The sequence below is a fragment of the Mesorhizobium sp. 8 genome (assembly GCF_006351905.1).
In the GTDB taxonomy this organism is placed as follows: Bacteria; Pseudomonadota; Alphaproteobacteria; order Rhizobiales; family Rhizobiaceae; genus Mesorhizobium; species Mesorhizobium composti.
In genome coordinates this window covers 1,912,236-1,926,324 of record NZ_CP040914.1, presented here as the reverse complement: position 1 = coordinate 1,926,324, position 14,089 = coordinate 1,912,236, and the positions used below count along the sequence as shown (strand labels likewise).

Sequence of the window (14,089 nt, the reverse complement as noted above, 5' to 3'; positions counted from 1 at the left end):
CCGATTGCCTCGCCATTTCGAGGGTCGGGGGACGCCCACAGGCACGTGCGACTTTGGGCAAGCGGCGATATAGGGAGATCGCCCTTCACAATCAATTAAAATCTCCCGACGGGTTGAAAAAATCGCGATAGCGAACAATCTTGCGGCGATTGTATTCGAATGGCGAACGGAAACGCGGCGAAAAACCAGCTTGCGGTTTCGCCGGAATAGAGACACGCATTTGATTTCCTTGGTGATTTCTCGATCCGAGGGGTTTTGGGCGGTTGCGGGGACCGCCGGCTCGTCGATTACTGCGCGGTCGCGTCATCACTTCGTTGCAGCAAGGATCTGATTCGCATGGACACGCTCACCCGCATGCGCGCCTTCATCGACGTGGTCGAGGCGGAAGGCTTTTCCGCCGCCGCGCGCAAGATCGGCCGTTCCAAGGCGTTGCTGTCGAAATATGTGCGCGAACTGGAGGACGAACTCGGCGCGCTGCTGCTCAACCGCACGACGCGCCAGTTCTCGCTGACGGAAGCCGGCCACACCTACTATCGCCGCGCCTCGGAGATCGTGCGCGAGGTGGACAGCCTCGCCGACGCGGTGCGCGAATCGTCGGGCGACGTGCGCGGCCGGATCAAGCTTTCGGCGCCGCGCACCTTCGCCGACGCGCCGGTTGGCCAGTCGCTGGTCGATTTCGCCAAGCAGTATCCCGACATCGTGCTGGAAATCCATCTCGACGACCGTTTCGTCGACCTGGTCGAGGAGGGCTTCGACCTCGCCGTGCGCATCTCGCGGCTGGAGAATTCGTCGCTGATCGCGCGGCGGCTGGCGCCGTTCTCGGTGCGCATCTGCGGTGCGCCGGAACTGATCGCCAGGCACGGCATGCCGGCGCATCCGCGTGATCTGGCTCGTGCGCCCTGCATCATCGACACCAATGGCCGCTGGTTGGCCAACTGGCCGTTCCGTGGCGATGACAACGACACCACCAGCGTCGCCGTTTCCGGGCCGATCGAGGTCAACAGTCCGATGGCGGCGCGCGCCGCGGCCGTCGCCGGGCTCGGCTTTTCGGTGCTGCCCGATTTCATCGCCCAGCCCGAGATCATGAGCGGCCGGCTGGTGCCGGTGCTGGACGACCGCATCCTGCAGGGCGGCGGTATCTTCGCCGTCTATCCGCATCGCCGCTACCTGCCGGCCAAGGTGCGCGTCTTCGTCGATTTCCTCGCCCAGTGGTTCAAGGCGCGCGAGGCGGCATGACGCCGCGCCGTCTCGTCGCGGTCCCAATTTCGCCCGTTTTGTCACGACTTTCGGCGCAGTCCACCCGGGAGCAGGAATGATCGCAACCACGTCCCTTCAGCGCATGATCGGCGCGCTGGCCGCGCTGCTTGCGGCAGTTGGTTCGGCGAGTGCGCATCCGCACGTCTTCGCCGAGGCGCGTCTCGACGTCGTGCTCAGCGCCGATCACCAAAGCGTGAAAGCGTTGCGCCACCTTTGGCGGTTCGACGAACTGTTTTCGAGTACGGTGCTGATGCAGTTCGACAAGAATTCCGACCTGAAGCTAGACGATGCGGAACTGAAGGATGTCGCCGACACCATCTTTTCCTCACTGGCCGAATACGACTATTTCCAGCTCGTCACCGTCGACGGCAAGGATGTGCATATGAACGCGCCGTCGCAGGTGATGACCAATTTCGACAACGACCAGTTGATCGTGCTGTTCGAATCCGAGCCGGCGACGCCGATCAAGCTTGCCGGCACCATCGATTTCGGCGTCTACGACCCGACCTTCTATACGGCCATCGACTTCACCGAGGACGCCAACATGGCTGTCGAGGGCCTGCCGTCGACCTGCACGCGCAAGGTGATCCGCCCCGATCCCGACACGGCCATCGCGCAGAACCAGAAGACGCTGACCGAGGCCTTCTTCAACGATCCGACCGGCACCGACATGTCGAAGATTTTTGCAACGAAGCTGGAGCTGACCTGCAAGCCATGAGGGGCAAGCCAAGAGGGCAAGGCCGATGAGGCGGGGAATAGTGCATGCCGGGGTGGCGCTGGCTGCGGCTGCCTTGGCTCTGCATCTGGCGGGCGTCGCCCATGCGCAAAGCTCGCTCGGCATCGGCACCAACGACGCCATGCCGGCCACCACCGGCCTGTTCGCCCACCAGCTTGCCTGGATCAACCTGAAGCAGCAGGAATTCTACCGGGCGCTTGCCGGCGCCATGAAAGCGATGCGGCAGGACGGCTCGAAGCTGTGGGTGCTGATCGGCCTGTCCTTCCTCTACGGCATCTTCCACGCCGCCGGCCCCGGCCACGGCAAGGCGGTCATTTCCTCCTACATGGTGGCCAACGAGGTGGCGCTGAGGCGTGGCATCCTGCTCTCCTTCATCTCCGCCTTCCTGCAGGCGATCACGGCGATCGCGGTGATGCTGCTGGCGTTCTTCGCGCTGCGCGGCACGGCGGTCTCGATGACGGATGCGGCATGGTTCCTGGAGATCGCCAGCTACGTCTTCGTTACCGCCTTCGGCGCCTGGCTTTTGTGGCGAAAGCTTCGCCCGCTGGTGGTACGGCTGTTCGGGACGGCGCCGGCCTACAGCCTGTCGGCGGCCCAGGCCGGGCCGGCGCTTGCCGGCGGGACGACTGCCGGGCGCGGCATGGTCCGCGCGCGGCTGAATCATCCGGACGCCAGCCCGGCCTTGGCATTCGACTGCGGGCAGGATCATGCGCTGGGCACCGTCTGCGCCGATTGCGGCCACAGCCACGCGCCGGACCCGGCGATGCTTTCGGGCGACCGCTTCGACTGGCGCACCGCCTGCTCCGCGGTGGTCGCGGTCGGCATCCGGCCCTGCTCGGGCGCGCTGATCGTGCTGTCCTTCGCCTTCCTCAACGGCCTGTGGACGGGCGGTATCCTTTCGGTGCTCGCCATGTCTGTCGGCACCGCGATCACCGTGGCGATCCTCGCCACGCTGGCGGTAACGGCGAAGGACTGGGCGGTGTGGTTCGCCGGCGACGGTCGCCTCGGCAACCGGGTGCATGCGATCATAGAAATCGGCGGCGCGGCGCTCGTCTTCCTGTTCGGCCTGACGCTTCTGTCGGCCAGCCTGGCGGCGTAGGGGCAGGCTCGACGCCGCATATCGGCATCCCCGTGGTCCAAGCCAGCCGCCCGCCGCGCACATTGCAACCGTCTGGATGAACGGCTACGCCGGCACTGGAAAATGAGCCGGTTAAGCAGATGAAGCGCACCAGCGGTCAAATCCCGAACGGCTCCGGCGGTGCGTCGCCGGTCTGGCAGGGCGTCGCACCTTGACGCCCTTCGTCTTCCTCGCCGTGCTCGCCGCCGCTGCCATGCACGCCACCTGGAACGCTCTGGTTAAGGTACGCAGCGACCGCTTCGCCTCGATCACGCTGACGTCGCTCGGCATGACGCTGTCGGCGGCGCCGGTCCTGCCTTTCGTCGACGTGCCGACGGCCAATGTCTGGCCGTGGATCGTCGCCTCGGTCATCATCCACATCGGCTACCGCCTGTTCCTCATCCGCGCCTACGACCATGGCGATCTCGCCCAGACCTATCCGCTGGCGCGCGGCACCGCGCCGCTGATCACGGCCATCGGCGGCGTCTTCCTGCTGTCGGAAGTGCCGAGCGGCCTGGCGGTGGTCGGCATCCTGCTGCTGTCGCTTGGAACATTGCTGATGTCGCTGCGTGGCGGCGGCCATCTGGCGACGCTTAACCGCGCGGCGGTCGGCTATGCGCTCACCACCTCCTTGTGCATCGCCGGCTATACGCTGGTCGACGGCAGCGGCGTGCGTCTCGCCGCAACTGCGGCAAGCTATGCGGCGTGGCTGTTCGTCTGCGACGGCTTATGCGCCATCGCGATCGGTGTCTTCTATCGCGGCCGCAAATTGCTCGCCGCCACCGCCGCCGAGTGGGGCAGCGGCATCGTCGCCGGCTTCCTGAGCGCGGCGGCCTACGCCATCGCCATGTGGGCGATGACCAGGGCGCCGATCGCCTCGGTCGCCTCGCTGCGCGAAACCTCGATCCTGTTCGCCATGCTGATTTCGGTCCTCGCGCTCGGCGAGAAGATGACCGGCTGGCGGGGGGCGGCGGCGCTGTCGATCGTCGCCGGCGTCATCGCGCTTCGGATGGGATAGAGCCTCCGTCCGGCTGCGCCGCTTCAGACGATACGGTCCTCCGTCGCCGGGTCGAAGAACACGGCCTTGGACAGATTGAAGGCCAGCGGCGCATTCGAGCCGGGCTGGATATGGGCGTCGGCGCGCAGGCGAGCGACCACCGCCTTGCCGCCGAGGTTGGTGACGGCGAAGGTGTCGGAGCCGGCAGGTTCCACCACCTCGATGTGGCAGTCCGCCGTCGCCACCGCCTTGGCGTCGCGGTCGGCGCCTTCCGGATCGGTCAAGGCCTCGGGGCGTACGCCGAACATCACCTTCTTGCCCTGGAAGGCGCCGAGACCGGCCGGCGCATGGGCGATCGGCAGCTTGATCGGCTCGCGCGCCTCCCGCTCCATGACGACCTGCAGGCCCTTGCCGTTCATGGCGACGGTCGCCGGGATCAGGTTCATGGCGGGCGAGCCCATGAAGTCGGCGACGAACATGTTGGCCGGGTTGTTGTAGATTTCGGCCGGGCTGCCGAACTGCTGGAGGATGCCGTCCTTCAGAACGGCGATCTTGGTCGCCAGCGTCATCGCCTCGATCTGGTCGTGGGTGACGTAGACGATGGTGGTTCCCATGCGCTGGTGCAGCCGCTTGATCTCGGTGCGCATGTCGATGCGCAATTTGGCGTCGAGATTGGACAGCGGTTCGTCGAACAGGAAGACCTGCGGCTTGCGCACCAGCGCCCGGCCCATGGCGACGCGCTGGCGCTGGCCGCCGGAAAGCTGGCTCGGCTTGCGGTCGAGCAGGTGGCCGATCTGGAGAAGCTGCGCCACTTCGGCGATGGCCTTGTCTCGCTCCGGCTTCGGCACACCGCGGATTTCCATGCCGAAACCGATGTTCTCGGCCACCGTCATGTTGGGGTAGAGCGCGTAGGACTGGAACACCATGGCGATGTCGCGCTTCGACGGGTGCAGTTCGTTGACGCGCTGGCCGTTGATGCGGATTTCCCCGCCGGTGATCGGCTCCAGCCCTGCAATGGTGTTGAGAAGCGTGGACTTGCCGCAGCCGGAAGGCCCGACCAGCACGAGGAAGCCGCCTTCCTCGATTTCCAGCGAGACGTTTTTCAGGATCTTCGCCGTCCCGTAGGATTTTTGGAGATTGTCGATTTCGAGGAAGGGCATGGGCTCAGCCTTTCACCGCGCCGGCCATCAGGCCACGCACGAAATAGCGTCCGGAGACGATGTAGACGATGAGGGTCGGAAGAGCGGCGAGGATCGCGCCGGCGAAATGGACGTTGTATTCCTTCACGCCGGTGGACGAGTTCACCAGATTGTTCAGCGCCACCGTCAGCGGGATGGAATCGACGCTGGAGAAGGAGGAGCCGAACAGGAAGTCGTTCCAGATGTTGGTAAACTGCCAGATGACGGTGACGACGATGATCGGCCCCGAGGACGGCAACAGGATGCGCCGGAATATCTGGAAGAAGGAGGCGCCGTCGATCTGGGCGGCGCGGACCAGCTCGGTCGGGAACGCCTCGTAGTAGTTGCGGAAGAACAGGGTGGTGAAGCCGAGCCCGTAGATGGCATGGATCAGGATCAGGCCGGGCACCGTGCCGGCCAGATGCAACAGGCCGAGGATACGGGCGGACGGGATCAGCACGATCTGGAAGGGGATGAAACAGGCGAGCAGCATCATGCCGAAGACGATGGTGTCGCCGCGGAAGCGCCATTTGGTCAGCACGTAGCCGTTCAGCGCGCCGAGGATGGTGGAGATCGCCACTGCCGGCACCACCATCATCACCGAATTGAGGAAATAGGGTTTGAGGCCGGTCGGCGAGACGCCGATCTGTGCCGTCGACCACGCCGACAGCCAGGGCGCGATGGTCCACTGATGCGGCAGCGCCAGCATGTTGCCCTGGCGGATCTCGTCCAGCGGCTTCAGCGAGTTCGCCAGCATGACGTAGAGCGGCAGAAGATAATAGACCGCGAAAAGGATGAGGATCGCGTAGATCGCGGCGCGGGCGAAAACGCCGTTGCGGGTGGCGACGTCCTGGGAAGCGGCGCTCATTTCTTCTGTCCCAGTTCCGAATAGAGATAGGGGACGATGATGGCGAAGATCATCATCAGCATGATGATGGCCGAGGCTGCGCCCATGCCCATCTCGTTGCGGCCGAAGGTGAACTTGGTCATGAACAGGGCAGGGGTCCATGTGGCGGTGCCGGGGCCGCCGTCGGTCATGGCGACCACGAGGTCGTAGGACTTGATGGCAAGGTGGGCGAGCACGACGAAGGCGGACAGAAACACCGGCCGCATCAGCGGTATGATGATGCGGCGATAGATGGTGAGCGTCGAGGCGCCGTCGATCTGGGCCGCCTTGATGATCTCGTTGTCGACGCCGCGCAGGCCGGCGAGGAACATCGCCATGACGAAGCCGGACGATTGCCAGATGGCGGCGATGACGATGGTGTAGATGGCCATGTCGCCCTGCTTGATCCAGCGGAAGGAAAAGCTCTCCCAGCCGAGCTCGTGCATGGCATGTTCCAGCCCGATGCCAGGATCGAGGAACCATTTCCAGGCGACGCCGGTGACGATGAAAGAGAGCGCCATCGGATAGAGGTAGATCGGCCGCAGAAGCCCTTCGCCGCGGATTTTCTGGTCGAGGAAGATCGCCAGCGCCAGTCCGATCACCGAGCAGATGACGATGTAGAGAACCGAGAAGATGGCGAGGTTCTTGAGTGAGACGATCCAGTTCGGGTGCCTGAACAGGCGCACATAGTTGTCGAAGCCCACCCAGGTGGAGAAGTCGGGCAGCAGCTTCGAGCCCGAGAAGGAGAGGAAGCCGGTGAAGACGATGAAGCCGTAGACGAAGACGAGGATCAGCGCGAAGCTCGGCGCCAGCACGATTTTCGGCAGGAGTTCCTGCAGCGTCTCCCGCGGCGCGCGGCGGGTCCTTGCAAGGACCGGCGCGATCTCGGCTTGTGTCTGGGTCATGGCCCGGGTTCCTGAAACCTGACGAAAGGCAGCGCTGCCCTCATCCGCCTACTGGCGTTCGTCTCTTGAAAAGCCAAGCAGTTGGCTTTTCGTCCACTTCGCAGACCGCTCCTCACCTCCCCGTGAACGGGAGAAGAGACAAGCGGCAACACTGGTAATCCCCCTCTCCCCGTTCACGGGGAGAGGGTAAGGGTGAGGGGCAGTGCCGGCGTGATCTGCCGAGGCCCCGCTGCTTCGCAACTCTCCGGCGTTCGCCGCCTTCCATCGTGCCGTCGGCACGATGGACTTGCTGCGCAAACTGGTGGCTCACCCCTTGGCCGCGGCCACCGCGTCGACCAGCTCCTTGGCGGCTTCCTTGGAGTCGACGTCGCCGTTGAAGTGGCGCGTCACCACGTCGTAGATGGCGTTCTTGATCGCGGCGGGCACCGCGTAGCCGTGGGCCATCGAGCCGAAGAGCTTGCCGCTGGAGTTGGCCTCGGCCAGGTCCTTGATGCCCTTCTTGCCGCAATCGTCGAAGGCGGTGTCGGGAACGTCGGTGCGCGCCGGCACCGAGCCCTTGACCACGTTGAAGGACGACTGGAAGTCGGGGCTCTCGATGTCGGACGCCATCTGGAGCTGGGCCGCCTTCTTGTCGTCGCCGACCTTGAACATCATGAACATGTCGGAGTTGAAGGTGACGGCGCCCTGGGTGCCGGGGAAGCGGATGCAGACGAAGTCGGTGCCCGGCTTCTGGCCAGCCTTGAGGAACTCGCCCTTGGCCCAGTCGCCCATCATCTGCGCTCCGGCCTTGCCCTGGATGACCATCGCCGAAGCGAGGTTCCAGTCGCGGCCGGAGAAGTCGTCGTCGACATAGGAACGCAGCTTCTTCATGCGGTCGAAGGCCTCGACCATCTTGTCGCCGCCGAGCGCGGCCGGGTCGAGGTCGATGAAGGCGGCCTTGTAGAAGTCGGTGCCTAGCCCCAGGACGACGGCGTCGAAGAGGGTGGCGTCCTGCCAGGCCTGGCCGCCATGGGCGAGCGGCGTGATGCCGTTGGCCTTCATCTTGTCCAGCATGGCGACGAATTCGTCCCAGTTGGTCGGCTCCTTGCCGCCGGCCGCGTCGAGCGCCTTCTTGGAGATCCACACCCAGTTGGTGGAGTGGACGTTGACGGGGGCTGCGATCCATTTGCCGTCGTACTTGGCGAAGTTCTGGAGCGCGGTCGGGATCACCTTGTCCCAGCCTTCCTTGTCGGCCACTTCGCCGAGGTCGCCGACGACGCCCTGCTTGGCCCAATCGGTGATGTCGAAGCCGAGCGCCTGCACGGCCGTCGGCGGATCGCCGGCGGTGACGCGGGCGCGCAACGCCGTCATCGCCTGCTCGCCGCCGCCGCCGGCAACCGGCATGTCCTTCCAGGTGATGCCCTGGCTCTCGAGCTTCTTCTTGAGCACGTCGAGCGCGGCGGCTTCGCCGCCGGACGTCCACCAGTGCAGCACTTCGACCGAACCGCCGGCCGCGAAGCTCGTGGCGGCATAGCCGCCGACGAGGCTGGATGCCAGCATGGTTCCAATGAGCAATTTGCGCAACATGAACTCCTCCCTTGTTGCATTCCTATGGCCGACGGTATCCGTCGGCTACTCCCAACTCAACCGGCCTGCCCAAGCGGCGTGCCAGCCGTGATGAAACCGGATCGTCCTTCCCTCCGCGTCGTCCCTGACCGCCTGCCGGGCCCGCTATTGTCCGGACCGTTCCCCCGAAGGGCATTCCGGACTATCTATTCGCCCGCACCGGCCACGGATGCGCCATGCGGGTGTTCCGGTTCCATACCCCTGCGACGAACCATAGGGCTTGTCGCCAGCGATGTGCAATGTCTTTTCAATCGTTTCAAACGTCAATGCGTGAAAGCGGCTTCGATCGTCGTTTCGCGGACCGCCGCCGTCTGGCCATCGATTCGAACCCGCCCCGGCCTTGCCCGTCGAAAGGTCCTGTCCAGCGGTCGGAGCGGAGTGTGCGCCGATTCCTTGTGAGGTGCGAATCATCTGTGGGATTCGGCTAAAAGTTTAGAGATTGTTTACCGCCGGGTGATTGATCCGAAGCGGCGGGCAAACCCCGATCCACCTGGAAAATCCGATGAGACACCGCACGGCGCGCGCCGACGAGATATCGCCCGTCCACCTCTATCTTGCCGCACGATCGGGGGACGAGATCGACATGCCCTGCCGGGATGTCGAGGACGCCCTTGTCGCCGTCGAGCGACTGGACGGGTCGGACAAGCGCGTGGTGGCGATTTCGGTGCAGGGCTATCGCATCGAACCGGACGAGTTCGCGGTGCTGCGCCAGTCGTTGCGGCACCTCTTCCACCCGGCAGTGCAGGCATAAACCGCAAGGCCTCGGCCGTACCAGGTTCGATGAACCTGCCGAGACCTCCGGATTCCGCTCGAAATGAACGGACCGTCGCAACGATTTCAGAGGGTTGGATGGTGGGCGTACCAAGGATCGAACTTGGGACCCCTACGATGTCAACGTAGTGCTCTCCCGCTGAGCTATACGCCCATCCAAGGCCGCGCATACACCACTTTTGCCCCGGCGCGTCAATAGCGGCATGGCGAAAAGATCGGGCTATTCGCAGGGCCGGAATCGCTGGCCCCGCGATACGGCGGACAAGGGCAGGTATGCCCCGGCCGCGGTCCCGTCTCAGGCTGCCTGCAGCATCTTCTCGACCTCGTTGACGAGGTCGCGCAGGTGGAACGGCTTCGACAGCACCTTGGCGTCCTTCGGTGCCTTCGAATCGGGGTTGAGGGCGACGGCGGCAAAGCCGGTGATGAACATCACCTTCAGGTCGGGATCGATCTCGGTGGCGCGGCGGGCCAGTTCGATGCCGTCCATCTCGGGCATGACGATGTCGGTCAAGAGCAGCGAGAAGGGTTCTTCGCGCAGGCGCTCGTAGGCGCTGGCGCCATTGTCGAAATCGCTGACCTGGTAGCCGGCGCGCTCAAGCGCCTTGACCAGGAAGCGGCGCATATCATCGTCGTCTTCCGCCAGAAGGATGCGTGCCATGTCGATTGCCGTCCGAATCACTCAGCGGGATCCTGGAACGCGATCCCGTTAACCATCCTGTATATGAGGTGGCGAGGGTAAACATCAAGTGAATGATGCCGCCGCTGAACCTTCGTACAAAGCGCCGCAAGCCGTTGAAAAGCTGGACAGGTGGGCGCCGAGGTGGCAGGCTTTGCCGATGATGTTGCGGTGCTTGCCAGCAGGTTGGAATTGACGACGGTCGCCGAGGATTTTTCGGGCGTCGCGCCCTTCGAGGTCCGCATGGGCGCCGAACAGCGCGTTCCCTTCGTCTTCTCCTCGCCCCACAGCGGTCGTTTCTATCCCGAGCGTTTCCTGGCCATGGCAAGGCTCGACAGCACCGCCATCCGCCGGTCCGAGGATTGCTACGTGGACGAGCTTTTCGGCGCGGTCGTGGCCCTCGGCGCGCCGTTGCTGGCGGCGAATTTTCCGCGCGCCTATCTCGACGTCAACCGCGAGCCGTGGGAACTCGACCCGCGCATGTTCGCCGAACCGGTGCCGTCCTATTGCAACATCCGCTCCGCCAGGGTCGCCGGCGGGCTGGGCACGGTGCCGCGGCTGGTCGGCGAGGGGCTCGACATCTATGCCGGGCGGCTGCCGCTGGCGGAAGCCGTGGCGCGCATCGAGACGGTCTACAAGCCCTATCACGAGACGCTGAAGCGGCTGATCGCGCGCACCCATGCCGGCTTCGGCTATGCGGTGCTGATCGACTGTCATTCCATGCCGGCCAGCGTGCGCGTCGGCGACAGCGGCTTCAGGCCGGATTTCATCGTCGGCGACCGCTTCGGCACGGCGGCGTCCGCGGCGCTGACGGAGCGGGCGATCTCGCTGCTGTCGGCCATGGGCTACACCGTGGCGCACAACAAGCCCTATGCCGGCGGCTTCATCACCGAGCACTACGGCCGGCCGGCGCGGCGGCTGCATGCCCTGCAGGTCGAGGTCAATCGCGGGCTCTATATGAACGAACGCACGCTGCAGAAGACGATCGGCTTCCCCGCGCTGGCCGAGGATCTGGCGCGCTTTTCGGCTGACCTCATGGCGATGCCGGACCATCATTTCCTCGATCTGCCGCTGGCGGCCGAATAGTTTGCGCGCGGCACTGCGGCGCGTGACATTCCTATCGCGCTTTTGCTATGCAGCGATGGCCGCGCCGGATCGCGCGGGCGGAGGAGGGCGTCTTGGACATCTCGACCGATTTCTTGCGGCGCATCGCTGCTGCCGCCGCCGCTGAGACCCTGCCGCGGTTCCGCAGGCAGGGCGCGGTCGCAAACAAGGAAGCGGCCGGCTTCGACCCGGTCACCGAGGCGGACCAGCAGACCGAACTGGCGATCCGGGCGCTGATTGCGGCGGAGTTCCCCGACCACGGCATCCTCGGCGAGGAGCACGGCAGCCAGAACCTCGCCAGCCGGCATGTCTGGGTGATCGATCCGATCGACGGCACGCGCGCCTTCATCTCCGGCCTGCCGACATGGGGCACGCTGGTCGGGCTCACCACCGACGGCGAGGCGGTGGCGGGCATGATGGCGCAGCCCTTCACCGGCGAGCTGTTCTACGCCAACGGGTCCGGCGCGCACTATGAAGGCCCCGGCGGACCGCGCCGGTTGCAGACGCGCAAGACGACCCGCATCGAGGAAGCGACGCTGTTCACCACCACGCCGGCCCTGTTCAAGGACGAGGCGCGCGGCCGCTACAACCGTTTCGAGCAGACGGTGCGGCTGGCGCGCTACGGCACCGATTGCTACGCCTTTGCCATGCTGGCGGCCGGCAGCGTCGATATCGTCACCGAGCCCGGCTTGAAACCCTACGACATCGTGGCGCTCATCCCGATCATCGAGAAGGCGGGCGGCATCGTCACCACCTTCGATGGCGGCCCGGCCGAGAACGGCGGCGACATCGTCGCCGCCGCCACGCCGGAACTGCACGAAGCGGCGATGGCTGCGCTGAGGGGATAGTGTCTCAGCCTTCCGCGTCGGACGTCGAGGCTTGCTGGGCACCATCCTCGGTGCCGGGAATGAAGGCGTCGAAGGCGGCGAGGAACTGTTCGCGGTAGAGGTCGGCTTCCTGCAGGATCTCGTGGCGGGCGCCGTCGATCATCAGGAACGAACCCAGCCGCAGGTACCGGGCGTAGGCTTCCACCGCCCGGGTGGACACCACCTCGTCGGCGCCGGCGCCAACGATCAGCGTCGGTACCTGGAAGCGGCCCATAAAGTCTTGCGCGCTGACGGCTTCGGCGGCGATCGCCGCCGCCCGCAGCCAGCGCACGGTCGGGCCGCCCAGCGCGAGTTCGGGATATGTCTCGTAAAGCAGGGTGTTGCGCCGGTAGCGGACGGGATCGGTGGTCAGCTTGTTGACGGCGAAAGGCGTGGATTCCTTCGGCCGTGGCCCCCACGCGGCATACATGCGGCCGAAGCCGAGAAAGGTCAGCAAGGTGGTGACGCGCCGCACCCAGCGCATCGACACCTTCTGGCCGGGCAGGGCAAGAAAGGGCGCGATCAGCACCATGCGGCGGACGCGGTTGGTCATGAAGGGGGCGGCGAGCAGCGCCACCGTGGCGCCGGCCGAATGGGCAAGGATATAATAGGGGCCGCGGCAATCGGGCAGCACGACTTCCGCGAAGAATTGCTCGAGGTCGGCCGTATAGGCGGAAAAGCTCTTGACGTAGCCACGCTGCGGGTTGGAGAGCAGCCGGTCGGAGCCGCCCTGTCCGCGCCAGTCTAGGACGGCACTGCCGAGGCCGTGGCCGGCAAGGTCGCGGATCGTCTCGAAATATTTCTCGATGCACTCGTTGCGGCCGGTAAGAATGACGACCGTGCCTTTCATAGGCCGACCGGTAGCGGCGAAGCGGGCGTAGCGAACGCGGCGCCCGTCGCGGGCGGTAAAGAAGCCGCCCTCGGCATTCTCGGGCCGGGGATTGCCGGGGATGTCGTGGAACAGATCGTCCGTCATTCGGCGTTTTGGGGGCGGCGTTTCGAGAGGCGGCGCTTCGGCTGATGTGAGGTTGCCTGCGGGAGGGTCACACGGTGATAGAAGCAAATGCGCCAGAATGCAAAGACGACAAGTCTCCTGACGCAGCCGCAAGATAACGGCCGGGAGCCGCCAAAGCGGACTCCCGGCCTTCGTCGATCCGGGAGGAAGGGACGTTACACCCGGCTCGATCTCGTCGCGACCCATTTCGGCCGCTGAACTGTTGAGCTGATCCTAGCGACGGTCACCTGAACGTGATCCGAAGGTTCGGTTCATCCGGCGTTCATCAAGCAGGGGCGTGCCGCGGGCGCAAAAACAGTCTTGAAATGCCGAAAAAACACTCCCACCTAACCAGTGCGGCCGCCGATAGCGGGGCCGCTGGTCCGTCCGGAACGCCATCAGGGTTGTCGCCCAAGGGTTTCATCAGGGCCATCACGCAAACCATGTTGCTCAAAGGAGAACACATCATGCGTCATGTCGATTTTTCCCCTCTCTACCGCTCGACCGTCGGTTTCGACCGGCTGTTCACGATGCTGGATTCGCTGGCCCAGCCCGAGGGCGGCCAGACCTATCCGCCCTACAACATCGAGAAGACCGGCGAGAACGCCTATCGCATCTCGGTCGCGGTGGCCGGCTTCTCGGACGACGAGATCTCGATCGAAGCCCATCGCAACGTGCTGACCATCAAGGGTGAGCGCAAGGAAGAGAGCGACGAGGACGGCAAGGAGCTGCTTTACCGCGGCATCGCCGCGCGCGCCTTCGAGCGCCGTTTCCAGCTCGCCGACCATGTCGATGTCGAGGGCGCCGCGCTGAAGAACGGCCTTCTGTTCGTCGACCTCAAGCGCAACATTCCCGAGGAACTGAAGCCGCGCAAGATCGCGATTTCGGCGGCTCCGGCGAAAACCAAGCAGATCGAGGCCAAGGCCGCGAACTGACGCGTCTCATCCTCCCGTGAGACGAAGGCGGCGTGGGGCAACCCGCGCCGCCTTTTTTGTCG

The 14,089-nt window shown here is 65.0% G+C and carries 14 protein-coding genes, 1 tRNA gene and 1 pseudogene; 8 read left to right on the top strand and 8 right to left on the bottom strand.

The features are described 5' to 3' along the window. Window positions 1-91: 91 nt before the first annotated feature. The gene (locus FGU64_RS23725; RefSeq protein WP_281405295.1) at window positions 92-220 is read right to left on the bottom strand and encodes a hypothetical protein; all 129 of its coding nucleotides are present in this window, start codon (window positions 218-220) and stop codon (window positions 92-94) included. Window positions 221-336: 116 nt separating this feature from the next. On the opposite strand from FGU64_RS23725, the gene FGU64_RS09320 reads away from it, so the two are divergent. From FGU64_RS09320 to FGU64_RS09305, 4 genes are all read left to right on the top strand, one after another. After that, window positions 337-1,236 carry a LysR family transcriptional regulator gene (locus FGU64_RS09320; protein ID WP_136356405.1) on the top strand — a complete coding sequence of 300 codons (900 nt, stop codon included), beginning with the start codon at window positions 337-339 and terminating at the stop codon, window positions 1,234-1,236. Window positions 1,237-1,339: 103 nt separating this feature from the next. Further along, complete coding sequence (locus FGU64_RS09315) at window positions 1,340-1,975, top strand: DUF1007 family protein (protein ID WP_246671337.1); 636 nt, start codon at window positions 1,340-1,342, stop codon at window positions 1,973-1,975. A gap of 25 nt (window positions 1,976-2,000) precedes the next feature. Beyond that, window positions 2,001-3,092 (top strand): nickel/cobalt transporter, encoded by a 1,092-nt coding sequence (locus tag FGU64_RS09310; RefSeq protein ID WP_139952749.1) that lies wholly within the window; start codon window positions 2,001-2,003, stop codon window positions 3,090-3,092. 190 nt (window positions 3,093-3,282) lie between these two features. Further along, window positions 3,283-4,128, top strand: coding sequence for an EamA family transporter (locus tag FGU64_RS09305; protein WP_139952747.1), 846 nt, complete (start codon window positions 3,283-3,285; stop codon window positions 4,126-4,128). 23 nt (window positions 4,129-4,151) lie between these two features. Here FGU64_RS09305 and FGU64_RS09300 read toward each other — a convergent pair whose 3' ends face one another. The 4 genes and pseudogenes from FGU64_RS09300 to FGU64_RS09285 form a co-directional block, all read right to left on the bottom strand. Next, window positions 4,152-5,267 (bottom strand): ABC transporter ATP-binding protein, encoded by a 1,116-nt coding sequence (locus tag FGU64_RS09300; RefSeq protein ID WP_136356397.1) that lies wholly within the window; start codon window positions 5,265-5,267, stop codon window positions 4,152-4,154. Window positions 5,268-5,271: 4 nt separating this feature from the next. Further along, entirely contained in the window at window positions 5,272-6,153 is an 882-nt protein-coding gene (locus FGU64_RS09295; protein ID WP_139952744.1) for a carbohydrate ABC transporter permease, read from the bottom strand. Then, the gene (locus FGU64_RS09290) at window positions 6,150-7,076 is read right to left on the bottom strand and encodes a sugar ABC transporter permease (RefSeq protein ID WP_246671274.1); all 927 of its coding nucleotides are present in this window, start codon (window positions 7,074-7,076) and stop codon (window positions 6,150-6,152) included. Before FGU64_RS09290 ends, FGU64_RS09295 begins: the two co-directional genes overlap by 4 nt. A gap of 306 nt (window positions 7,077-7,382) precedes the next feature. After that, window positions 7,383-8,558: pseudogene (locus FGU64_RS09285) on the bottom strand (ABC transporter substrate-binding protein); the annotation flags it as partial. A gap of 625 nt (window positions 8,559-9,183) precedes the next feature. Between FGU64_RS09285 and FGU64_RS09280 the strand changes: the two are divergent. Next, window positions 9,184-9,432 (top strand): hypothetical protein, encoded by a 249-nt coding sequence (locus FGU64_RS09280; protein ID WP_139952741.1) that lies wholly within the window; start codon window positions 9,184-9,186, stop codon window positions 9,430-9,432. Between the two features lie 99 nt (window positions 9,433-9,531). Here FGU64_RS09280 and FGU64_RS09275 read toward each other — a convergent pair. Both FGU64_RS09275 and FGU64_RS09270 read right to left on the bottom strand, forming a co-directional pair. Then, window positions 9,532-9,606: transfer RNA gene (locus FGU64_RS09275), tRNA-Val, on the bottom strand. A gap of 141 nt (window positions 9,607-9,747) precedes the next feature. Continuing rightward, window positions 9,748-10,110, bottom strand: a complete 363-nt coding sequence (locus FGU64_RS09270; protein ID WP_006199474.1) for a response regulator — start codon at window positions 10,108-10,110, stop codon at window positions 9,748-9,750. Between the two features lie 162 nt (window positions 10,111-10,272). Between FGU64_RS09270 and FGU64_RS09265 the strand changes: the two genes are divergently transcribed. Continuing rightward, window positions 10,273-11,214 carry an N-formylglutamate amidohydrolase gene (locus tag FGU64_RS09265; RefSeq protein ID WP_180375665.1) on the top strand — a complete coding sequence of 314 codons (942 nt, stop codon included), beginning with the start codon at window positions 10,273-10,275 and terminating at the stop codon, window positions 11,212-11,214. Window positions 11,215-11,306: 92 nt separating this feature from the next. Next, entirely contained in the window at window positions 11,307-12,080 is a 774-nt protein-coding gene (gene hisN, locus FGU64_RS09260) for a histidinol-phosphatase (protein WP_136356394.1), read from the top strand. A gap of 4 nt (window positions 12,081-12,084) precedes the next feature. Here the strand turns inward: hisN and FGU64_RS09255 are convergent, their stop codons facing one another. Further along, the gene (locus FGU64_RS09255) at window positions 12,085-13,074 is read right to left on the bottom strand and encodes an alpha/beta hydrolase (RefSeq protein ID WP_139952739.1); all 990 of its coding nucleotides are present in this window, start codon (window positions 13,072-13,074) and stop codon (window positions 12,085-12,087) included. A 485-nt stretch (window positions 13,075-13,559) separates the two neighbouring features. Between FGU64_RS09255 and FGU64_RS09250 the strand changes: the two genes are divergently transcribed. Then, on the top strand, window positions 13,560-14,027 hold the full coding sequence (locus FGU64_RS09250) for an Hsp20 family protein (protein ID WP_136356392.1): 468 nt from the start codon (window positions 13,560-13,562) through the stop codon (window positions 14,025-14,027). Window positions 14,028-14,089: the final 62 nt, after the last annotated feature.

Bases quoted from the DNA above. Each gene is read 5' to 3' on its own strand.
- FGU64_RS23725 (WP_281405295.1), bottom strand. From the start codon at position 220: ATGCGTGTCTCTATTCCGGCGAAACCGCAAGCTGGTTTTTCGCCGCGT.
- FGU64_RS09320 (WP_136356405.1), top strand. From the start codon at position 337: ATGGACACGCTCACCCGCATGCGCGCCTTCATCGACGTGGTCGAGGCG.
- FGU64_RS09315 (WP_246671337.1), top strand. From the start codon at position 1,340: ATGATCGGCGCGCTGGCCGCGCTGCTTGCGGCAGTTGGTTCGGCGAGT.
- FGU64_RS09310 (WP_139952749.1), top strand. From the start codon at position 2,001: ATGAGGCGGGGAATAGTGCATGCCGGGGTGGCGCTGGCTGCGGCTGCC.
- FGU64_RS09300 (WP_136356397.1), bottom strand. From the start codon at position 5,267: ATGCCCTTCCTCGAAATCGACAATCTCCAAAAATCCTACGGGACGGCG.
- FGU64_RS09295 (WP_139952744.1), bottom strand. From the start codon at position 6,153: ATGAGCGCCGCTTCCCAGGACGTCGCCACCCGCAACGGCGTTTTCGCC.
- FGU64_RS09290 (WP_246671274.1), bottom strand. From the start codon at position 7,076: ATGACCCAGACACAAGCCGAGATCGCGCCGGTCCTTGCAAGGACCCGC.
- FGU64_RS09280 (WP_139952741.1), top strand. From the start codon at position 9,184: ATGAGACACCGCACGGCGCGCGCCGACGAGATATCGCCCGTCCACCTC.
- FGU64_RS09270 (WP_006199474.1), bottom strand. From the start codon at position 10,110: ATGGCACGCATCCTTCTGGCGGAAGACGACGATGATATGCGCCGCTTC.
- FGU64_RS09255 (WP_139952739.1), bottom strand. From the start codon at position 13,074: ATGACGGACGATCTGTTCCACGACATCCCCGGCAATCCCCGGCCCGAG.
- FGU64_RS09250 (WP_136356392.1), top strand. From the start codon at position 13,560: ATGCGTCATGTCGATTTTTCCCCTCTCTACCGCTCGACCGTCGGTTTC.